Source organism: Janthinobacterium sp. SUN206 (genome assembly GCF_030587305.1).
GTDB classification, from domain to species: Bacteria; Pseudomonadota; Gammaproteobacteria; order Burkholderiales; family Burkholderiaceae_D; genus Janthinobacterium; species Janthinobacterium kumbetense.
Window position 1 is genome coordinate 633,711 of the sequence record NZ_JAPWIB010000003.1, and the last position, 18,837, is coordinate 652,547.

The window sequence follows — 18,837 nt, forward strand, 5'->3', positions numbered from 1 at the left end:
TGGGTTTTAGGTGCGCACGCGCACCTACGCCGGCGCCGCGCGGGGCCTGTCTGGGAGTAGAATCAATGCATGAAAATCCGCGTAGCAACTTATAATATACACAAGGGTGTCTCCTCCGTGCGGGGCTTGCCCCGCGTGCATGCTTTAAAGCAGGCGATTGCCCTGTTCCATGCCGATGTTGTCTTCCTGCAAGAGGTGCAAGGCAAGCACGACCGTAATGCGGCCCGCTATGGCGCCGAGAAGAACGGCCACAAGCATTGGCCGGAAGCGTCGCAGCACGAGTTCTTTGCCGGCCCCGAGCACCATTCCGCCTACGGCATGAATGCCGTGTATGACCATGGCCACCATGGCAACGCCTTGCTGAGCAAGTTTCCCATCGCTTCGCAAACCAACCACGACGTGTCCGACCATGCCTACGAGCAACGCGGCATCCTGCATTGCGTGCTCAAGACGCCGCAGGCCGACGTGCATTGCTACGTCGTCCACTTGGGCCTGTTCGAGTCGGGGCGGGGCCGCCAGACGCAGGCGCTGATCGACGCCGTCATGGAATCGGCGCCGAATGGCGAGCCCGTCATCATTGCGGGCGATTTCAACGATTGGCGCAACACGCTCAGCGACAAGCTGCGCAACGCGCTCGGTGTGGTCGAGGTATTCGACCAGCGGGCGTCGAACTCGGCCCTGGGCGACCTGGTGCGCACCCTGGCGCGGCGCCAGACGAAAACGCCGATCCCCGTGCCGGCGCGCACCTTTCCCGCCGCCTTGCCGTGGTTCCGCCTGGACCGCATCTATGTGCGCGGTTTCCACGTGGAAGGCGCGCAAGTGATGCACGGCACCCTGTGGGCCAAACTGTCGGACCACGCGCCGATAGTTGCTGCTTTGAAACTCGCGTAGACTGCCGGCATGCGCACAGTCAATTTCATCGCCCACAACGACATCCAGCTGCTGTATTGCGGCACCGATTACTTTCCAGCCTTGATCGCCGCCATCGACGGCGCGCGCTCGGAAGTGTATTTTGAAACGTATATCTTTGCCGACGACGCCACGGGCACCCTGGTGCTCGATGCGCTCAAGCGTGCCGCCGCGCGCGGCGTGCTGGTGTGCATGATCACGGACTGGTTCGGCACGGGCAACCGCCGGGTCAACGCCATGCATGCAGAGCTGGAAGCGGCGGGCGTGCACCACCGCATCTTCAATCCGTGGTTCCGGCGCGGCATCACGCGGACGCACCGCAAGATTTGCGTGGCCGATGGCGAAATCGCGCTGGTGGGCGGCATCAATATCAACGACGACATGTTTTGCGACTACGACCACAACATCAGCCTGGAAGCGCCGCGCTGGGATTTCGCCGTGCAGGTGAAGGGCCCGCTGGTGGACGCCATCCACGAGGAAGTGCAGGCGCAGTGGGCAAGATTGGGCAAGATGAACCTGGTGCGGCGTATCAAGCTGTACCGCAAGATGCGCGTAGTCAGCAAGGAGCTGGCGAAGAACCCCGTGGTGGCCGGCTTTGTCGTGCGCGACAACCTGCGCAACCGCCGCACCATCCAGCGCGCCTACCTGCAGGCACTGGGCCAGGCGAGGAAAAGCGTGATGCTGGCCAACCCGTATTTCGCGCCCGGCCACAAGCTGCGCCGCGCCCTGGCCCAGGCGGCCCAGCGGGGCGTGGACGTGGTGCTGTTGATCGGCGTGGGCGAATTCCGCATGCAGGACGCCGTGGCGCATTCGTTTTATCCGAAGCTGCTGGCCGCCGGCGTGAAAATCGTCGAATACCGCAAGACGCAGCTGCACGCCAAGGTAGCCGTCGTTGACGATGACTGGGCGACGGTCGGCTCCAGCAATATCGATGCGCTGAGCCTGTTCCTGAACCAGGAAGCGAACGTGGTCATCAAGGACGTGGCGTTCGCGCAAAGCTTGCGCCAGCATATAGAGCAGGGCGTGGCGGACGGCATCGTGATTCACCAGGATGATTTCAAGCACATCGGCCGTTTCCGGCGTATCGGCTATGAAGCCGCGTTCCTCGTGTACCGGCTGGTGATGCGCATTTTTTCAGTAGGCAAGTACGCATGAACGAGATGACAACGGTAAGGCTGGACAAATGGCTGTGGGCGGCGCGCTTCTTCAAGACGCGCTCGCTGGCCAGCGAGGCCGTCGACACGGGGAAAGTCAAAGTGGGCGGCGAGCGCGTGAAACCGGCGCGCAGCCTGCGCGTGGGCGACGAGCTGGCCATCGACAATGGCGCGGAGACGTGGGAAGTGGCCGTGCTGGGCCTGTCCGACAAGCGCGGCGCGGCGCCTGTGGCGCGCCTGCTGTATGGCGAGACGCCGGCCAGCATCGCCCGCCGCGAGCAGCTGGCCGAGGAGCGCAAGCTGTTCCGCGAGCCAGGCACCACCATCAAGGGGCGGCCGACCAAGCGCGACCGCCGTCAATTGAGCAAGGCAGGCGACCTTTCCTGAGGCTCGCCTGATGTGGAGCGGCAAGGGCGCGCGACGCTTTTGCCCTCCTGAAATCGCTGTAAACACGCAGCCTGAAAATGCTGCGCCGCACCAATAGAACGCCGGCTCTAAAGTTCCCGTTTGACTTTTACGTGGTAGTGGATAATAGTACGAGCGTTCGGATTTTTTCGAGGCGTGCTTTTTTTTACCCTCGCTTCAGTCCGCCAAATCGGCAACATCACTTTTAGAACGGACCTCTTGAATACTTCAGTCAAATTCATGCGCAAGGGCGAACTGACCCGTGCAGCCATCCTCGACGTGGCGCTGGACCTGTCCAGCCGCGACGGCCTGGAAGGCCTGACCATCGGACTGCTTGCGGACAAAATGAACATGAGCAAGTCGGGCGTGTTTGCCCACTTTGGCTCGCGCGAAGACTTGCAGATGGAAGTGCTGAAGCTTTACCACTATCGTTTCGAGCAAGAAGTCTTTTTTCCCAGCATGAAAGAACCACGCGGCATCCAGCGCCTGCAATCGATGTTTGCGCGCTGGGTCAAGCGGGTCAGCGTGGAAATCGCTTCGGGCTGCATCTATATCAGCGGCGCCGTCGAGTATGACGACCGTCCCGGTCCCATCCGTGAAGCCCTGGTGGCCATGGTGCGGGCCTGGCAGGGCGCGCTGCTGCGCTGTGTCGAGCAATCGATCGCCACGGGCGACCTGAAAGCGGACACGGATGCCCAGCAACTGGTGTACGAAATGTATGGCCTGATCCTGGCCCTGCATCACGATGCGCGCTTCCTGCGCGTGCCGGGCAGCATCGAACGGGCGCAAGCGGGCTTTGTCCGCCTGCTGGCGTCGTACCAGAATTCCGTCACAAGCAAATAAGCCGTCAGGCAGTATCCGCAACAACGCACACGCACTTACAAGTACAACACTTTAGCTAATCGCCTTCAGGAGAAAAATATGGGTCAATACGTCGCGCCAATCCGGGATATGCAATTCGTCCTGCATGAGTTCCTGCAAGTGGAAGAAGAACTGAAGCAAATGCCGTCGTACGCCGACGTCGACGCCGACATCATCAACCAGGTGCTGGAAGAGGGCGGCAAATTCACCTCCGAAGTATTGTTCCCGCTGAACCACTCCGGCGACCGCGAAGGCTGCCACCACGACCCCGTCACGAAAAGCGTGACCACGCCGAAAGGTTTCAAGGAAGCCTACAAGCAGTACGTCGAAGGCGGCTGGGCGGCCCTGGCGTGCGATCCGGAATACGGCGGCCAGGGCTTGCCTGTCGTGCTGAACAATTCGTTCTATGAAATGCTGAACTCGTCGAACCAGGCCTGGTCCATGTACCCAGGCCTGTCGCACGGCGCCTACGAGTGCCTGAAGGAACACGGCACCGACCACCAGAAGGAAGTGTATCTGCCGAAGCTGGTGTCGGGCGAATGGACGGGCACCATGTGCCTGACCGAACCGCACTGCGGCACCGACCTGGGCCTGTTGCGCTCGAAAGCGCTGCCTGAGGCGGACGGTTCCTGGACCATCACCGGCAACAAGATCTTCATCTCGGCCGGCGAGCACGACATGGCGGAAAACATCCTGCACCTGGTGCTGGCCCGCGTGCCGGACGCGCCGGAAGGCTCGAAAGGCATTTCGCTGTTCCTGGTGCCGAAATTCCTGCCAAACGCGGATGGAACTGTCGGTGAGCGCAATCCGATCACCTGCGGCGCCATCGAAGAAAAAATGGGCATCCACGGCAATTCGACCTGCCAGATGAACCTGGATGGCGCGAAAGGCTGGATCATCGGCCAGCCGAACAAGGGCCTCAACGCCATGTTCGTCTTCATGAACGCGGCCCGCCTGGGCGTGGGCATGCAGTCGCTGGGCCTGACGGAAATCGCTTACCAGAACGCGCTGATCTACGCCAAGGACCGCACGCAAATGCGTTCGCTGTCCGGCATCAAGAACCCGGAACTGCCGGCCGACCGCATCATCGTGCACCCTGACGTGCGCCGCATGCTGCTGACGGGTAAAGCCTACGCCGAAGGCGCGCGTGCTTTCACCTCCTATGTGGCGCTGCAGATCGACCGCGAACTGCACCACCCGGACGCCGACGTGCGCAAGGAAGCGGCCGATGAAGTGGCGCTGCTGACGCCTGTCATCAAGGCCTTCATCACCGACAACGCCTGGATCGCCACTTCGGACGCGATGCAAGTGTTCGGCGGCCATGGCTACATCTCGGAATGGGGCATGGAGCAGTATGTGCGCGACGCGCGCATCAACATGATCTACGAAGGCACGAACACGATCCAGTCGCTGGACCTGTTGGGCCGCAAGATCCTGGGTGACAACGGCGCCAAGCTGCGCAAGTTCGGCGAAAAGATCAAGGCTTTCGTCGAAGACAACGGCACCGATGAAGCGATGAGCGAATTCGTTACGCCACTGGGCGACCTGGGCGACAAAGTCACCAAGCTGACCATGGAAATCGGCATGAAGGCATTCCAGAATCCGGACGAAGTGGGCGCGGCATGCGTGCCTTACCTGCGCGTCGTCGGCCACATGATCTACAGCTACCTGTTCGCGCAGATGGCCAAGATCGCCCTCGAAAAAGAATCCAGCGGCGACAAGTTCTACACCGCCAAACTGGCTACCGCACGTTTCTACTTCGCCCGCTTGCAGCCTGAAACGGCAACCCTGATCCGTCAGGCGCGTTCCGGTTCGGCCAACCTGATGGCACTCGACGCAGACCTGTTCTAAGACTTGAGGAAAATATGACCAATTTCATCGTTAAAAAAGTAGCCGTCCTCGGCGCCGGCGTGATGGGCGCGCAGATCGCCGCCCATTGCATCAACGCGAAAGTGCCGGTCGTGCTGTTCGACCTGCCGGCCAAGGAAGGCCCGAAGAATGGCATCGTGCTGCGCGCCATCGAGAACCTGAAAAAGCTGTCGCCTGCGCCGCTGGGCAACAAGGATGACGCCGCGCTGATCCAGGTGGCCAACTACGAAGACAACCTGGACCTGCTGGCCGGTTGCGACCTGATCATCGAAGCCATCGCCGAGCGCATGGACTGGAAACATGACCTGTACCAGAAGGTGGCCCCGCACATCGGACCGAACGCGATCTTCGCCTCGAACACCTCGGGCCTGTCGATCACCAAGCTGGCCGAAGGCTTCGACGCCGACCTGAAATCGCGCTACTGCGGCGTGCACTTCTTCAACCCGCCGCGCTATATGCACCTGGTCGAGATCATCCCGACCGCGTTCACCAAGCCTGAGATTTCCGACCAGCTGGAAGGCTTCCTGACCACCACCCTGGGCAAGGGCGTGGTCCGCGCCAAGGATACGCCGAACTTCATCGCCAACCGCGTTGGCGTGTTCGGCATCCTGGCCATCGTGCACGAAGCCGAAAAATTCGGCCTGTCCGTCGACGTCGTCGATGATCTGACCGGCGCCAAGCTGGGCCGCGCCAAGTCGGGCACCTTCCGCACGGCGGACGTGGTCGGCCTGGACACCATGGGCCATGTGATCAAGACCATGCAGGACTACCTGCCGAACGATCCGTTCGCTGCCGTCTACAAGACGCCGGCCGTCCTGGCATCGCTGGTGGAAAAAGGCGCGCTGGGCCAGAAGAGCGGCGCAGGTTTCTACAAGAAGGTCGGCAAGGAAATCCAACGCCTGGACTTCGCCACCGGTGAATACGTGGCCGGCGGCGCCAAGGCTGCCGACATCATCGCCCGCATCCTGAAGGAAAAGGATCCGGTCAAGAAGATGAAGGCGCTGCGTGAATCGACGAACCCGCAAGGCCAGTTCCTGTGGGCGATCTTCCGCGACGCTTTCCACTACATCGCCATCCATCTGGACACCGTGGCCGACAATGCGCGCGACATCGACTTCGCCATGCGCTGGGGCTTCGGCTGGAACGTGGGCCCGTTTGAAACGTGGCAGGCATCGAACTGGCTGCAAGTGGCCAACTGGGTCAAGGAAGACATCGACGCCGGCCACGCGCTGTGCAATGCACCGCTGCCAGCCTGGGTCTTCGAAGGCCCGGTCGCTGAACAAGGCGGCGTGCACACGCCGGAAGGTTCGTATTCGGCCGTGTCGAACAGCTTCGTGCCCCGTTCGACCCTGGCCGTGTATGACCGCCAGCCATTCCGCGCGCCCGTTTTTGGCACCAACTTGGGCAGCGGCGCTGCCGACCCCAAGACCGCCGGCACCACCGTCTTCGAAGACGAATCCGTGCGCGTCTGGCATACGGGTGACGATGTATTGATCATCTCGTTCAAGACCAAGATGCACGTGATCGGCGAAGGCGTGATCAATGGCCTGAAATTGGCGCTGGCCGAAGCGGAAAAGAACTTCAAGGGTCTGGTGATCTGGCACGCCGACGCAGCCGAAGGCGGTGCCTTCTCGGCCGGCGCCGACCTGCAATCGGCCCTGCCGGCGTTCATGCAAGGCGGCGTGAAAGCCGTCGATCCGATCATCGCCGAACTGCAGAACACCTTCATGTCGCTGAAATACGCGAACGTACCGGTGATCGCCGCGGTCGCCGGCCTGGCATTGGGCGGCGGTTGCGAGCTGGCGCTGCATGCGTCGAAGCGCGTGGCCTCGATCGAGTCGTATATCGGCCTGGTGGAAGTGGGCGTGGGCCTGATTCCTGCCGGCGGCGGCCTGAAGGAAGCGGCGCAGCGCGCCTACAAGGAAGCCAAGGGTAACGACATCCTGCAATTCCTGAAAACGGGTTTCACCAATGCGGCTACCGCCAACGTGTCGAAATCGGCGCTGGAAGCGAAGAAAATGGGCTACCTGAAGGAAGACGACGTGATCGTGTTCAACGCCTACGAGCTGCTGCACGTGGCCAAGGTCGAAGCGCGCGCCATGTTCGACGCGGGCTTCCGTCCGCAACTGCCGTCGCTGATCCAGGTGACGGGCCGTTACGGCTGGGGCACCATCAAGGCGCAGCTGGTCAACATGCGCGACGGCGGCTTCATTTCGGCGCACGATTTCAAGCTGGGCGAGATGATCGCCGAGATCGTATCGGGCGGCGACGTGGACCAGGGCAGCTTCGTCAGCGAACAGTGGCTGCTGGATATGGAACGCAAGGCATTCCTGGAGCTGTTGAACCATCCGAAAACCCAGGAACGGATCATGGGCATGATGCAAACCGGTAAACCGGTACGCAACTAAGCACAACGTCGATGACGATCCTGTCCCTGGTTTTTAGAGTATTACTGCGCGTGAGGCCAAGCATGGTGTATGACCGTATCAAACAACAGATGATGGACACCTTGCCCTTCGTGCGGCTGCTGGGGATCAGCATCGACGACATCGGCGCCGGCACCTCGAAGGTGTCGCTGCCGGAAGATCCAAAACTGAATAATCACCTGGGCACGCAGCATGCGGGCGCCTTGTTTACCCTGGCCGAAACGGCTTCCGGCGCTGCCATGGCTGGCGGCTTCGCCGAGCTGATACTGGGCTTGCGCCCGGTGGCCAAGGAGTCGCGCATCCAGTACCAGAAGGTGGCCCGGGGCGCGACGCGCGCCGAAGGCCGGGTACCGGGCGACCTGGCTGCACTGAAGGCGCAGCTGGCGCAGGACGGCAAGGTGGCGTTTCCCGTGGAAGTCGATATCTTCGACTCCGAAGGCACGCTGGCGGCACAGGTGACGGTGGACTGGTATTTGTCGCAGAAGCGATAAGCCTCTACCCCGGACATTCGACAGAACACGAACCTCGTTCAACATCTTTGAAAGCATAAAATGAGCAAACAACTTCAAGACGCGTACATCGTCTCTGCAACCCGCACCCCGATCGGCAAGGCGCCGCGCGGCATGTTCAGAAACACCCGCCCGGACGACCTGCTGGTGCGCGTGCTGCAATCGGCCCTGGCGCAAGCGCCTGGCCTGGACCCGGCGCTGATCACCGACGCCATCATCGGCTGCTCGTTCCCGGAAGCGGAGCAGGGCTTCAATATCGCGCGTAACTCGGTACTGCTGGCCGGCTTGCCGAAAACCGTGGGCGGCGTCACCGTCAACCGCTACTGCGCTTCGGGCATCACGGCCATCGCCATGGCGGCCGACCGCATCCGCGTGGGCGAAGCCGACGTGATGATCGCCGGCGGTATCGAATCGATGTCGATGGTGCCGATGATGGGCCACCACCCGTCGATGAACCTCGACATGTTCAGCGACGAGAACATCGGCATGGCTTACGGCATGGGCCTGACGGCAGAAAAAGTGGCGCAGCAATGGAAAGTGTCGCGCGAACAGCAGGATGCGTTCTCCGTCGAATCGCACCGTCGCGCCATCGCCGCGCAGCAAGCCGGTTTCTTCAAGGCGGAAACGACGCCCGTGGAAATCATCACGCGCACGCCGAACCTGGCTACCGGCCAGGTTGATGTGACGCGCCGCACCGTCGACACGGACGAAGGCGCGCGCGCCGATTCGTCGATGGAGTCACTGGCAAAACTGAAACCAGTGTTTGCCGCCAAGGGTTCCGTCACGGCCGCCAACAGCTCGCAGATGTCCGACGGCGCCGGCGCGCTGCTGATCGTCAGCGAAAAAATCCTGCGCGAGCACAACCTGACCCCGCTGGCGAAATTCTCCTCGTTCGCCGTGCGCGGCGTGCCGCCGGAAATCATGGGTATCGGTCCGAAATTCGCCATTCCTGCAGCATGCGCCGCCGCCGGCATCACGCAAGACCAGCTGGACTGGATCGAGCTGAACGAAGCGTTTGCCGCACAGGCGCTGGCCGTCATCGGCGACCTGGGTCTGGATCCATCGAAGGTCAACCCGATGGGCGGCGCGATCGCCCTGGGCCACCCGCTGGGCGCCACCGGCGCCATCCGCGCAGCCACCGTGATCCACGCGCTGCAGCGTACCAAGCAGAAGTACGGCATGGTCACGATGTGCGTGGGCGCCGGCATGGGCGCAGCAGGTATCTTCGAGCGCGTCTAAGTTCGACGGGCTAAAGCAATAAAACAGGGCGCTGCGGGATTACCCCGGCGCCCTTTATCTTTTTGGAGACGACATGGATATTTTGTGCAGCAAGAGCGAGGGCATTCTGACCCTGGAATTCAACCGCCTGGAACGCAAGAATGCGATCACGGGCGCCATGTACCAGACCCTGGCCGATGCGCTGGTGGCGGCGGAGACGGACGACGACGTGCGCGCCATCCTGATCTGCGGCAAGCGCGAGATTTTCACGGCCGGTAACGACCTCGATGACTTCATGAAGACAGCGCGCCCGAAGGATGGCTCGCTCGACCACGACCGGCCCGTGTTCCAGTTCATGCGCGCCCTGTACGGCAGCAGCAAGCCCGTGGTGGCCGCCGTTTCCGGCCCGGCCATCGGCATCGGCACGACCTTGCTGATGCATTGCGACCTGGTCTACGCGGCCGACAATGCGAGCTTCTCGATGCCGTTCACGCAGCTGGGCCTGTGCCCGGAATTCGGTTCCAGCCTGCTGCTCACGCAACTGGCCGGCTACCCGCGCGCGGCGGAAAAGCTGATGCTGGGCGAGTCCTTCCCGGCAAGCGAGGCGCTGGAAATGGGCCTCGTGTCGAAGGTCGTGCCCTTGTACGAGCTGATGACCTTCGCGCAAGGCCAGGCTGCCAAGCTGGTGGCCCTGCCGGCCGCCTCGATCCGCGCCACCAAGCGCCTGATGAAGCAAAGCCGCATGGAGCCGATGAAGGCGGCCATCGCCGACGAAAACAAACTGTTCAGCGCTATGCTGGGCGGCGCCGAGGCGAAGGAAGCGTTTACGGCCTTCTTCCAGAAGCGCAAGCCGGATTTCAAGCAGTTCAATTAAGCGCTTGTTTCAACACTGGCCTGCATGCCGGCCAGGATCAGGGAAACCGAGGCGTGCCAGTGCGTCTCGTCCACCGGCCTGCCCGCCAGCGCATAGCCGTGCAGGAAATCGACGAGCGCATCGCGCCCGCGCAAGCGGGTTTTCTTGTCCAGCGCGAGACCGTCGACGGCCAGCTCGAACAGTGCCATAAACCGCTCGGCCACGTCGGCTTGCTCCACCAGTCCGCGCGCCATCAGGCGCACGAAATACGGCGTGGCGCTGACCAGTTCCAGGTACAGCGCGCACAGCGCCCGCACCCGCCGTGGCGCTGCCTGGCGCCGCGTAAACGGCGGCTGCCGCGGATCGAGCGCGGCAAAACGCTGCACCATCAAGGCCTGCAACAATTCCTCTTTTCCCGCGTAGTAGTGATACAGGGCCATGGCGTCGACGCCCAGGCTTTGTGCCAGCGCGCGCATGGAAAACGCCTCGCCTTTTTCTTCCAGCATGGCCAGGGCCGCATGCAGGATGCTGGCGTTGTCCAGCGCGGGCAGGGCACTGCGCGGACGACCCGCTCGGCGCACGGGAGATTCCATGGCTTGAAGTTTTGGGATTTTCATGGGCATAATTCTACACTGTAGAATTAAATCAAGGAGCACTCATGCAAAAACCTTTCGTCAGCGTCTTTCTCGGCATCAGCCTCGATGGCTGCATCGCCGGGGAAAACGGCGACCTGTCCTGGCTGGCCGAGTTGGCCCCCGACTCGCCCGAGGCCACCGGCTATACGCAATTGATGGAACAGGTCGATACCTTGCTGATCGGCCGCACCACGTACGACGCCGTGATGGGCTTCGAGCCGTGGCCGTATGCGGGCAAGCGCGTGGTGGTCTTGAGCCACCGCGACTTCGCGCCGCGCCATGGCGAGCAGCGCCGCGAAGGCAGCGTGCGGGAAGTGCTGCAGGGACTGGCAGCGGAAGGCTGCCGCCACGTGTACCTCGATGGCGGCGCCGTCATCCGCGCCGGCTTGCGCGACGGGGTCGTCGACAGCGTCACCTTGTCCGTGCTGCCCGTGGTGCTGGGCCGGGGCGTGCGCCTGTTCGAGGATGGCTTGCCGCGCAGCGACTGGCGCCTGGACGGCACGCGCCAGCTGCCCAGCGGCGTGGTGCAGCTGCGCTATGGAAAACGTTAAGCCGCGCTGGCCAGGTCGACGATGAAGCCTGTGTCAAAATGTTCGTTCTCGGGCGTGCCATCCGGCCGCTTGTAGCCGCAGGGGTTGCAGACCACGCGGCAGTCCTGGATGCGGTAGTCGAGCGAGGCATGCATGTGGCCATGCACCCACAGGTCCGCTTGCGCCACCAGCGCGTCCAGCTGCGAGGCGAAGGCGGGCGAACCGAGGTTGTCTGCATACTGCGCTTCCACCGACAGCATCGATGGCGCCATGTGCGTGATGACGACCGTCTTGCCATCGAACGGTTGCGCCAGTTGCCGCTCCAGCCAGGCGCGGTGCTGCGCGTGCAGCTGCGCCGTGTCGCTGGCGCACAGCAGGCGGGGCGTGTCGCCGCCAGTGCTGATGCGCTTGTAATCGGGCATGTAGGCTTGCGCCGCGTTTAGCGCTTCTTCCCGGCGCTCCGCGCCGAACAGCAGGAAATCCGTCCATAGCGTGACGCCGAGGAAGCGCACGCCGTTCAGTACCATGGCGTCGCCGTCGAGCAGACGGATGTTGGCGCCGTGCGCATTCGCGCTGGCGCAGGCGTCGCGCACGGCGTCCTGCATGCGTTCGAGCTGGTGGCCGTAGCCTTCGTGGTTGCCGTGCACGTACAGCACGGGCAGGGCGCCGAAGGTGCGCGCGGCCCAGGCGACGGCATTGCTGCCCGTGTCGATGTCGCCGGCCAGGATCACCACGTCGGGGCGGCAGGCGGCAAGGTCGATGGCGGGCGTGTCTTCGCCCCAGACTTCCAGGTGCAGGTCGGACAGGATCAGCAAACGCATGGCAGTGGGCGCGGCAAGGCGCACGGCAGTCGATGGGCCTCTATCGTAGCGCAAGTCGCCACGCCCGTCTGCTTGACCGCGCGAGGGTAGCGACGTTACCCTGTGGCATTGATTCATACTGCCTATCTTCCTGGAGCCGCATGCCGCCTTTCTTCCTTCCCAAGACCTTGCTCAGTATCGCGCTGGCCGCCATGGCGCTGCCGTTGACGGCGCATGCCGCCACGCCCGCCGTCGATCCCCTGACGCAGCCGATCGCCTCGCCGTATGCGGCGCAGTGGAACCGCCCGCAGCAACCGGCGCGCATCCACGGCGACACGTATTACGTGGGCGTGGGCGGCTTGAGCGTGGTGCTGATCGACACGCGCGAAGGCTTGATCCTCATCGATGGCGCATTGCCGCAATCGGTGGCCGCCATCAAGGAACATATCCTCGAGCTGGGCTTTCGCCTGCAAGACATCAAGTTCATCCTGAGTACGGAAGCGCATTTCGATCATTCGGGCGGCATCGCCGCCTTGGCCCGCGACAGCGGCGCGCAAGTGATCGCCAGCCCGCTGGGAGCGGAGGCGCTACGCGCGGGAGCGGTGCTCGCCGCAGATCCGCAAGCGGGCGAAATCGATCCCATGCCGGCCGTGGACAACGTGCGCGAGATCGCCGATGGCGAAGCCCTGCAACTGGGCGACGTGACCATCACGGCGCGCCATACGCCCGGGCATACGCCGGGCAGCACCAGCTGGACCTGGGTGTCGTGCGAGGATGCGGAGCGTCAGGAATGCCTGAACGTGGTGTTTGGCGCCAGCCTCACGCCGGTGGCTGCCGACGACTTTCACTACCTGGCCGATGAACGCCATGCGGACCTGACGCCGGCCTTCCGCCGCGTCATGCAGGACTTCGCCAGGCTGCCGTGCGACATCCTGATCTCGGCCCACCCCGACCACTCGGACGGCGACCGCAAGCTCACGCAACTGCTGGAAGGCGTCACGCCGAATCCTTTCATCGATGTGCAGGCGTGCAGCAACTACGCTGCCAAAAATGAAGCGAAGCTCGACGCCCGCATCGCCAAGGAACAAGCCATGACTGGCGAGGCTGCGACAAAATAACAACGTTGGCGCATGCGCCATGAAAAGCGGTTGACGCACTGCAGCATACGGCGCAGAATCAGCGTCCGCAGTGCAGATTAACCAGATAAAGGAAAGGAAACCCATGTTCGAGCAGGCTGGCAGCAAATTGTACGACCACTAGCCCCGCGCATGACGCTCGGGGCCATCGGCAGCATTGCCGATCCCGAGCCGGTGTCCTTCAAACCCCGGTGAGGAAACTCGCCGGGGTTTTTTGTTTTGGACGACCGGATTGAAAGGAAATACCATGAAAATCAAAGTGAAAGCCACGCCCAAGCCGCGCAATCCGCTGGTGGCCGCCGCCAGGCTGCGCGGCGGCGCCGGCGCGCACCAGTCGGTAGCGTCGCCGCGCGCGGCGCGCCGGGCCGGCAAGCACCGCCTGCAGCAATGGCTGGCGGGCCGTCTCAAGCCTGACGATTAGCGGGCCGGCAGCTTGACGATGTAGTTCGGATCAAAAGCGGGATTTTGCGGCGTGCCGCTGCGCGTCTTGTAGCCGCAGGGGTTCGAGACGACGCGGCACGAGCCGATGCGGTAATCGCGCGAAGCGTGGATGTGGCCATGCACCCACAGGTCCGCCTGCGCGGCCAGTTCGTCCAGGCGCGAGGCGTAGGCGGGCGAACAGCCTTCGCTGCCGTAGGCATCGTCGACCGAGAGCAGCGACGGCGCCATGTGGCTGATGACGACGGTCGCGCCATCGAAAGGCTGCGCCAGTTCGCGCGCCAGCCACGCTTTTTGCTGCGCGTGGAACATGGCCGTGTCGGCCGCGCGCAGCTTGCGAAAGCCCATGTTGGCCAGGCGGATGCGCTTGTAGTCGTTCATGACGGCTTCCGCGTCGCGCATGGCCGCCTGGCGCGTGTCGTCGCCCAGCAGGCGGAAATCCGTCCACAGGGTGGCGCCCAGGAAGCGCACGGCGTTGCCTGCCGGGTCGGTGATGACGTGCGTGCCGCAGTCGAGGAAGTGCACGTTGTCCGTGGCGGCGCAGGCGCTGCGCAGCTCCTGGCGCACCTTGTCGAGGTGGTGGCCATAGCCTTCATGGTTGCCATGCACGTACAGCACCGGCAGCCCCGCAAACGCGGTGGCGGCCCAGGCGACGGCGCGGGCGCCCGTGTCGATGTCGCCGGCCAGGATGACGGCATCGGGGCAGCTGAGCGCAAGGTCGCCTTGCGGCGCTTCGTCGCGCCACAGCTCATGGTGCAGGTCCGACAGGATCAATAAACGCATGCGGCATCCAGGCGATGGGAGGGTACGCCATCGTACCTGAAAACCCTCACTCTTCCTCCAGCGCGGCGAAGCCGTGCGCCAGGTAGTCGAGCAGCGCGCGCACGGCCGGCAGCAGGCCGCGACGCGACGGGAACACGGCGTGGATGATTTCGCGCTGCGGCCGCCACTGCTCCATCAGCGGCAGCAGGCTGCCATCGGCCACCTGCTCGGTGATCATCATGGTCGGCAGCTGCACCACGCCGACGCCGGCCACGGCCGCGTCGCGCAAGGTCAGCATGTCGCCCGTGACGAAGCGCGGCACGTGGCGCAGCTGGGCGCGTGCGCCGTCCGGGCCATGCAAATCCCACTGGTAATGCTGTTGCGGCACGCCCAGGGCCAGGCTGGGCCAGTCGGCCAGGTCGGCCGGTGCCTGCGGCGCGGGCGCGCCGGCGAACAGCAGCGGGCTGCCCACCATGCACTGGCTGCGTTCGGCCAGCACGCGCAGCACCAGGTCGCTGTCGGGCAGCGGGGGCGGGCGCACGCGGATGGCCACGTCGATGCCTTCGGCCACCAGGTCGACGCGGCGGTTGCTCGCTTCCAGCAGCAAGGTCACTTGCGGATGGTCGCGCATGAAACCGGCCAGCATGGGGCCCACCAGCGTATGCAGCAGGGCGATGGGGCAGGACAGGCGCACCGTGCCGCGCGGCGCGGCCCGCGTCAGCTCGATCGCTTCCTGCGCCGCCTCCGCTTCCACCAGCATGGCCTTGCAATGCTCGTAAAACGTCTGGCCCACGTCGGTGACGGAAAAATGCCGCGTCGTGCGTTGCAGCAGGCGCGCGCCGAGGCGCTCTTCCAGCAGGGCGATGCGCCGGCTCAGTTTGGATTTCGGCTTGCCCAGCGCGCGCCCGGCCGGCGCGAAGCCGCCATGGTCGACCACCTGCACAAAGTAATACAAATCATTCAGATCCTGCATGCCGCCTCCTTGATCGTTCTATTTTTGGAACGCTGATGGCATATTTTACCGCCTACCGCCTTCATCGTTGCAAGCGTATTCTGTCTTCATCGTAATGCAAACCCCAACAGGAGATCGAGATGAACACAGTCACAGGTATCTACAGCGCACCCCGCCAGCACTGGGTCGGCGACGGTTTCCCCGTGCGCTCGATGTTTTCGTATAACGGCCATGGCAAGCAGCTGAGCCCATTCCTGCTGCTCGACTATGCAGGCCCTGCCGAGTTTGCGCCCGGCACCCGTCCGCCCGGCGTCGGCTCGCACCCGCACCGCGGCTTTGAAACGGTGACCATCGTCTACAAGGGCGAAGTGGCGCACCGCGATTCGACGGGCCAGGGCGGCGTGATCGGCCCCGGCGACGTGCAATGGATGACGGCCGGCGCCGGCATCCTGCATGAGGAATTCCACTCGCCCGCCTTCACGCAGTCGGGCGGCACCCTGGAAATGGTGCAGCTGTGGGTGAACCTGCCGGCGAAAAACAAGATGACGGCGCCCGGCTACCAGGCCATCACCAGCGACACGATTCCCGTCGTGGCGCTGCCGGACGGCGCCGGTTCCGTGCGCGTGATCGCCGGCGACTTCGACGGCCAGCATGGCCCGGCCCGCACGTTCTCGCCGATGCAGGTGTGGGACCTGCGCCTGGCCCAGGGCAAGCTGACGCAGCTGCCCGTGACCCGAGGCTGGAGCACGGCGCTGATCGTCCTGCATGGCACGGTGCTGGTCAACGGCGAGAGCGTGGTACGCGAAGCGCAGATGGCGCTGTTCGAGCGCGATGGCGACAGCATCACCATCGAAGCGAACAACGACGCCGTGGTGCTGCTGCTGAGCGGCGAGCCGATTGAAGAGCCCATCGTCGGCCACGGCCCCTTCGTCATGAACAGCGAAGCGGAAATCGCGCAGGCGTTCGAGGATTTCAACAGCGGCCGCTTCGCCCGCATCGAGAAGTAGTGTGTGCAGTACCCATGCCGCATCCCGCGGCATGGTTTTTTGAGGAGACCACCATGAGCACCCCCGCCAACTTCCAAGGTTTGCCCCCGATGATCGATCCCGATGACGCCGTCATGCTGCTGATCGACCACCAGAGCGGCTTGTTCCAGCTGGTGCGCGACATCGAGCAGCACGTGCTGCGCGGCCATGTCACGGCGCTGGCCAAGCTGTCGCGCCTGGCCAACATGCCGACGTTTACCACCGCTTCCGTGCCCGACGGCCCGAACGGTCCATTGATCCCGGAAATCCACCATTTCAACCCGGAAGCCGTCTACATCCCGCGCACGGGCCAGATCAATGCCTGGGACAATCCGGCCTGGGTCGACGCCATCGAAAAGACGGGCCGCAAGACCCTGCTGATCGCCGGCACGCTCACCAGCGTGTGCATGGCCTTCCCCACCATCAGCGCGCTGGCGGCCGGCTACAAGGTGTTTGCCATCATCGACGCCTCGGGCAACTGGTCGAAGATGGCCACCGACATCACCATGGCGCGCGTGACGCAGGCAGGCGCCGTGCCGATCGACACGTATGCCGTGCTGGCTGAAGTGATGAGCACCTGGAACCGCGCCGATGCGATGGAGTTTGCCGCCATCATGACGGATCACATCGTGCCGCCGTACCGCGCCCTGATCGAAAGCTATGACAAGGCGCAGGGCGTGCAAAAGAATGGCCGTGAAACGAAGCTGGAAATCCTCGAAGCGGCCAGCAAGGGCTGACCGCGGCTACGGTGCTTCGTAGCTGCTGCGTATCGCCGCCAGCGCGCCGCGCTGTTCCAGGCGCGTGATGGCGGCGTTCAGGCGCGCCAGGTCGTCGGCGCTGGTCGTGCGCGCATTGAGCATCAGGTGCACGGGGGCGCGCAGGACGAGGAAGGGCAGGGTGTTCAATGCTACGCCCTGCAGGCGCGCTTCGTGGCGCACGGCCAGCACGTCGCCCAGCAGCAGGTCGGCGCGGCCCGCATCGAGCATGCGCACGCCTTGCTGGAAGCTGCCGAACGCATTCAGGCGGCCGGCCTTTTCCAGCGCCGGCCGGGCCGCCGCGTACTGCGCGCCATACCAGCCCACCTTGGGCGCCAGCAAGGTCGAGCTGCCGCGCATGAGCTGCGCGAAGCTGGCGATCTGGCGGTGGCCGGCGGACGCGCCGGATTTGCTGAAGAGGCCCACGGCTTCGTCGCGATACGAGAGGGAAAAGCGGGCATAGGACTGGCGTTCCGGCGTCTCGGACGCGGCCAGCATCAGGTCCAGCCCCCCTTTCTGGAACAGCAACTGGCGCCGCGCGGTGGGCAATTCCGGCAAGGTGACGAGGGTGCACCGGGCTTCCTTGAAAATGGCTTGCAGCAACTCCAGGTCCAGGCCCGTAAAGCGGCCCCGGGCATCGCGGTAGATATACGGCGGCCACTGTTCCAGCGCCATCGTCATGCGGCAAGCCACGGCGGGCAGGGCAGTTATGCCGAGCATTGCCGCAAACAGGAGATGGCGCATGCGCATGTGGAGGTTTCCAGGAGTTTCAACTTGATATTCAATTTGCCAGAATGGCCGCGGAAGTCAAGGGCTGAGGCTGCGGAAGGCGGGCCTGGTTCGCATTTCCTCGATGTTTGCGCGTTTTTTGCCGCTTTCCCCCATGGAAATCGCCTCCGGCCCGGCGAACACCGTACAGTGTAATCGGCTATAGTGGCGCGGTGCCACCACTGCCCCGCAAAGGAAGACCGCTTGACTGCCCCGCTCGAGATCGCCGCCAATGTACTGATGACTGCCTCCATCATCCTGGCCGGACGCAATAATATTCATTCCTGGTGGATCGGCATGGTCGGCTGCGTGCTGTTTGCCGTGCTGTTTTTCCAGGTCAACCTGTATGCCGACGTGATGCTGCAACTGTTTTTCATCGTCACCTGCGTCATCGGCTGGCTGCAATGGCGGCGTGGCGCCGGCGGCAAGCCGTTGCCGATCACGCGCACGGGCTGGCGCAGCCTGGCGTGGGTGGTGCCGGCCGGCATCGCCTCCGTGGTGATCTACGGCATGCTGCTGCACCGCTTTACGAATGCCTACGCGCCGTTCATCGATTCGGCAGTGTTGGTATTTAGCATCATCGCGCAATTCCTGCTGATGAGCCGGCGCATTGAAACCTGGGCTTTCTGGCTGCTGGTCAACACCGTGGCCGTGCCGCTGTACTACAGCCGCGGCCTGCACCTGACGGCTGTGCTGTATGCGGCTTACTGGGTCAATGCTGTGGTTTCCTGGTACTGGTGGAGCGTGCAGGCGCGCCGGGCGGCGCTGGCGCCAGTGGCGCATGCCGATGCTTGAATGTTGTCAAACGACAAGTCCTTAGATTCAAATCGTA

General features: G+C 63.6%; 20 protein-coding genes. 15 read left to right on the plus strand and 5 right to left on the minus strand.

Going from position 1 to position 18,837, the window contains the following annotated elements; genetic code table 11:
• The first annotated feature begins 69 nt into the window (after window positions 1-69).
• The 9 genes from O3300_RS19845 (at window position 70) to O3300_RS19885 (ending at window position 10,225) form a co-directional block, all read left to right on the plus strand.
• Window positions 70-891: an endonuclease/exonuclease/phosphatase family protein gene (locus O3300_RS19845; protein WP_251349339.1), complete on the plus strand. Its 822-nt coding sequence runs from the start codon at window positions 70-72 to the stop codon at window positions 889-891.
• A gap of 9 nt (window positions 892-900) precedes the next feature.
• The gene (clsB, locus tag O3300_RS19850) at window positions 901-2,064 is read left to right on the plus strand and encodes a cardiolipin synthase ClsB (protein WP_305053877.1); all 1,164 of its coding nucleotides are present in this window, start codon (window positions 901-903) and stop codon (window positions 2,062-2,064) included.
• The gene (locus O3300_RS19855) at window positions 2,061-2,450 is read left to right on the plus strand and encodes an RNA-binding S4 domain-containing protein (protein WP_077398991.1); all 390 of its coding nucleotides are present in this window, start codon (window positions 2,061-2,063) and stop codon (window positions 2,448-2,450) included. Before clsB ends, O3300_RS19855 begins: the two co-directional genes overlap by 4 nt.
• Before the next feature lie 258 nt (window positions 2,451-2,708).
• Window positions 2,709-3,311: a TetR/AcrR family transcriptional regulator gene (locus O3300_RS19860; protein ID WP_070278980.1), complete on the plus strand. Its 603-nt coding sequence runs from the start codon at window positions 2,709-2,711 to the stop codon at window positions 3,309-3,311.
• A 78-nt stretch (window positions 3,312-3,389) separates the two neighbouring features.
• Window positions 3,390-5,180: an acyl-CoA dehydrogenase C-terminal domain-containing protein gene (locus O3300_RS19865; protein ID WP_034753387.1), complete on the plus strand. Its 1,791-nt coding sequence runs from the start codon at window positions 3,390-3,392 to the stop codon at window positions 5,178-5,180.
• 14 nt (window positions 5,181-5,194) lie between these two features.
• The gene (locus O3300_RS19870) at window positions 5,195-7,606 is read left to right on the plus strand and encodes a 3-hydroxyacyl-CoA dehydrogenase/enoyl-CoA hydratase family protein (protein ID WP_305053878.1); all 2,412 of its coding nucleotides are present in this window, start codon (window positions 5,195-5,197) and stop codon (window positions 7,604-7,606) included.
• A 62-nt stretch (window positions 7,607-7,668) separates the two neighbouring features.
• The gene (locus O3300_RS19875; protein WP_099665668.1) at window positions 7,669-8,115 is read left to right on the plus strand and encodes a PaaI family thioesterase; all 447 of its coding nucleotides are present in this window, start codon (window positions 7,669-7,671) and stop codon (window positions 8,113-8,115) included.
• A 60-nt stretch (window positions 8,116-8,175) separates the two neighbouring features.
• Window positions 8,176-9,372, plus strand: a complete 1,197-nt coding sequence (locus O3300_RS19880; protein ID WP_035824191.1) for an acetyl-CoA C-acyltransferase — start codon at window positions 8,176-8,178, stop codon at window positions 9,370-9,372.
• A gap of 73 nt (window positions 9,373-9,445) precedes the next feature.
• Window positions 9,446-10,225, plus strand: a complete 780-nt coding sequence (locus O3300_RS19885) for an enoyl-CoA hydratase (RefSeq protein WP_289919372.1) — start codon at window positions 9,446-9,448, stop codon at window positions 10,223-10,225.
• On the opposite strand, the gene O3300_RS19890 is transcribed toward O3300_RS19885, so the two are convergent.
• Window positions 10,222-10,821, minus strand: coding sequence for a TetR/AcrR family transcriptional regulator (locus tag O3300_RS19890; RefSeq protein WP_305053879.1), 600 nt, complete (start codon window positions 10,819-10,821; stop codon window positions 10,222-10,224). The genes O3300_RS19885 and O3300_RS19890 overlap by 4 nt on opposite strands.
• A gap of 41 nt (window positions 10,822-10,862) precedes the next feature.
• Between O3300_RS19890 and O3300_RS19895 the strand changes: the two genes are divergently transcribed.
• Window positions 10,863-11,390 carry a dihydrofolate reductase family protein gene (locus O3300_RS19895; protein ID WP_305053880.1) on the plus strand — a complete coding sequence of 176 codons (528 nt, stop codon included), beginning with the start codon at window positions 10,863-10,865 and terminating at the stop codon, window positions 11,388-11,390.
• On the opposite strand, the gene O3300_RS19900 is transcribed toward O3300_RS19895, so the two are convergent.
• Window positions 11,387-12,244 carry a metallophosphoesterase family protein gene (locus O3300_RS19900; protein ID WP_305053881.1) on the minus strand — a complete coding sequence of 286 codons (858 nt, stop codon included), beginning with the start codon at window positions 12,242-12,244 and terminating at the stop codon, window positions 11,387-11,389. The two genes, O3300_RS19895 and O3300_RS19900, sit on opposite strands and share 4 nt — an antisense overlap.
• 86 nt (window positions 12,245-12,330) lie before the next feature.
• Here O3300_RS19900 and bla point away from each other — a divergent pair, with 86 nt between their 5' ends.
• Window positions 12,331-13,287 (plus strand): subclass B3 metallo-beta-lactamase, encoded by a 957-nt coding sequence (gene bla / locus O3300_RS19905; protein WP_305053882.1) that lies wholly within the window; start codon window positions 12,331-12,333, stop codon window positions 13,285-13,287.
• A 265-nt stretch (window positions 13,288-13,552) separates the two neighbouring features.
• On the plus strand, window positions 13,553-13,726 hold the full coding sequence (locus O3300_RS19910) for a hypothetical protein (protein ID WP_289912332.1): 174 nt from the start codon (window positions 13,553-13,555) through the stop codon (window positions 13,724-13,726).
• Here O3300_RS19910 and O3300_RS19915 read toward each other — a convergent pair.
• Window positions 13,723-14,526 (minus strand): metallophosphoesterase family protein, encoded by an 804-nt coding sequence (locus O3300_RS19915; protein WP_305053883.1) that lies wholly within the window; start codon window positions 14,524-14,526, stop codon window positions 13,723-13,725. The two genes, O3300_RS19910 and O3300_RS19915, sit on opposite strands and share 4 nt — an antisense overlap.
• 46 nt (window positions 14,527-14,572) lie before the next feature.
• Window positions 14,573-15,478, minus strand: coding sequence for a LysR family transcriptional regulator (locus tag O3300_RS19920; RefSeq protein WP_305053884.1), 906 nt, complete (start codon window positions 15,476-15,478; stop codon window positions 14,573-14,575).
• A 119-nt stretch (window positions 15,479-15,597) separates the two neighbouring features.
• Between O3300_RS19920 and O3300_RS19925 the strand changes: the two genes are divergently transcribed.
• Both O3300_RS19925 and O3300_RS19930 read left to right on the plus strand, forming a co-directional pair.
• The gene (locus O3300_RS19925) at window positions 15,598-16,464 is read left to right on the plus strand and encodes a pirin family protein (RefSeq protein ID WP_305053885.1); all 867 of its coding nucleotides are present in this window, start codon (window positions 15,598-15,600) and stop codon (window positions 16,462-16,464) included.
• 53 nt (window positions 16,465-16,517) lie between these two features.
• Window positions 16,518-17,219 carry an isochorismatase family protein gene (locus O3300_RS19930; protein ID WP_289905699.1) on the plus strand — a complete coding sequence of 234 codons (702 nt, stop codon included), beginning with the start codon at window positions 16,518-16,520 and terminating at the stop codon, window positions 17,217-17,219.
• Between the two features lie 6 nt (window positions 17,220-17,225).
• Here the strand turns inward: O3300_RS19930 and O3300_RS19935 are convergent, their stop codons facing one another.
• Window positions 17,226-17,957: an ABC transporter substrate-binding protein gene (locus tag O3300_RS19935; RefSeq protein WP_305053886.1), complete on the minus strand. Its 732-nt coding sequence runs from the start codon at window positions 17,955-17,957 to the stop codon at window positions 17,226-17,228.
• Between the two features lie 252 nt (window positions 17,958-18,209).
• On the opposite strand from O3300_RS19935, the gene pnuC reads away from it, so the two are divergent.
• On the plus strand, window positions 18,210-18,800 hold the full coding sequence (gene pnuC / locus O3300_RS19940) for a nicotinamide riboside transporter PnuC (RefSeq protein ID WP_099665658.1): 591 nt from the start codon (window positions 18,210-18,212) through the stop codon (window positions 18,798-18,800).
• Window positions 18,801-18,837 lie beyond the last annotated feature (37 nt).

Coding starts and splice junctions, on each gene's coding strand:
- O3300_RS19930 (WP_289905699.1), top strand. CDS start 16,518: ATGAGCACCCCCGCCAACTTCCAAGGTTTGCCCCCGATGATCGATCCC.
- O3300_RS19880 (WP_035824191.1), top strand. CDS start 8,176: ATGAGCAAACAACTTCAAGACGCGTACATCGTCTCTGCAACCCGCACC.
- O3300_RS19845 (WP_251349339.1), top strand. CDS start 70: ATGAAAATCCGCGTAGCAACTTATAATATACACAAGGGTGTCTCCTCC.
- O3300_RS19920 (WP_305053884.1), bottom strand. CDS start 15,478: ATGCAGGATCTGAATGATTTGTATTACTTTGTGCAGGTGGTCGACCAT.
- O3300_RS19870 (WP_305053878.1), top strand. CDS start 5,195: ATGACCAATTTCATCGTTAAAAAAGTAGCCGTCCTCGGCGCCGGCGTG.
- O3300_RS19885 (WP_289919372.1), top strand. CDS start 9,446: ATGGATATTTTGTGCAGCAAGAGCGAGGGCATTCTGACCCTGGAATTC.
- O3300_RS19910 (WP_289912332.1), top strand. CDS start 13,553: ATGAAAATCAAAGTGAAAGCCACGCCCAAGCCGCGCAATCCGCTGGTG.
- O3300_RS19890 (WP_305053879.1), bottom strand. CDS start 10,821: ATGAAAATCCCAAAACTTCAAGCCATGGAATCTCCCGTGCGCCGAGCG.
- O3300_RS19865 (WP_034753387.1), top strand. CDS start 3,390: ATGGGTCAATACGTCGCGCCAATCCGGGATATGCAATTCGTCCTGCAT.
- O3300_RS19925 (WP_305053885.1), top strand. CDS start 15,598: ATGAACACAGTCACAGGTATCTACAGCGCACCCCGCCAGCACTGGGTC.
- clsB (WP_305053877.1), top strand. CDS start 901: ATGCGCACAGTCAATTTCATCGCCCACAACGACATCCAGCTGCTGTAT.
- O3300_RS19855 (WP_077398991.1), top strand. CDS start 2,061: ATGAACGAGATGACAACGGTAAGGCTGGACAAATGGCTGTGGGCGGCG.
- O3300_RS19860 (WP_070278980.1), top strand. CDS start 2,709: ATGCGCAAGGGCGAACTGACCCGTGCAGCCATCCTCGACGTGGCGCTG.
- O3300_RS19935 (WP_305053886.1), bottom strand. CDS start 17,957: ATGCTCGGCATAACTGCCCTGCCCGCCGTGGCTTGCCGCATGACGATG.
- O3300_RS19915 (WP_305053883.1), bottom strand. CDS start 14,526: ATGCGTTTATTGATCCTGTCGGACCTGCACCATGAGCTGTGGCGCGAC.
- O3300_RS19895 (WP_305053880.1), top strand. CDS start 10,863: ATGCAAAAACCTTTCGTCAGCGTCTTTCTCGGCATCAGCCTCGATGGC.
- bla (WP_305053882.1), top strand. CDS start 12,331: ATGCCGCCTTTCTTCCTTCCCAAGACCTTGCTCAGTATCGCGCTGGCC.
- O3300_RS19875 (WP_099665668.1), top strand. CDS start 7,669: ATGGTGTATGACCGTATCAAACAACAGATGATGGACACCTTGCCCTTC.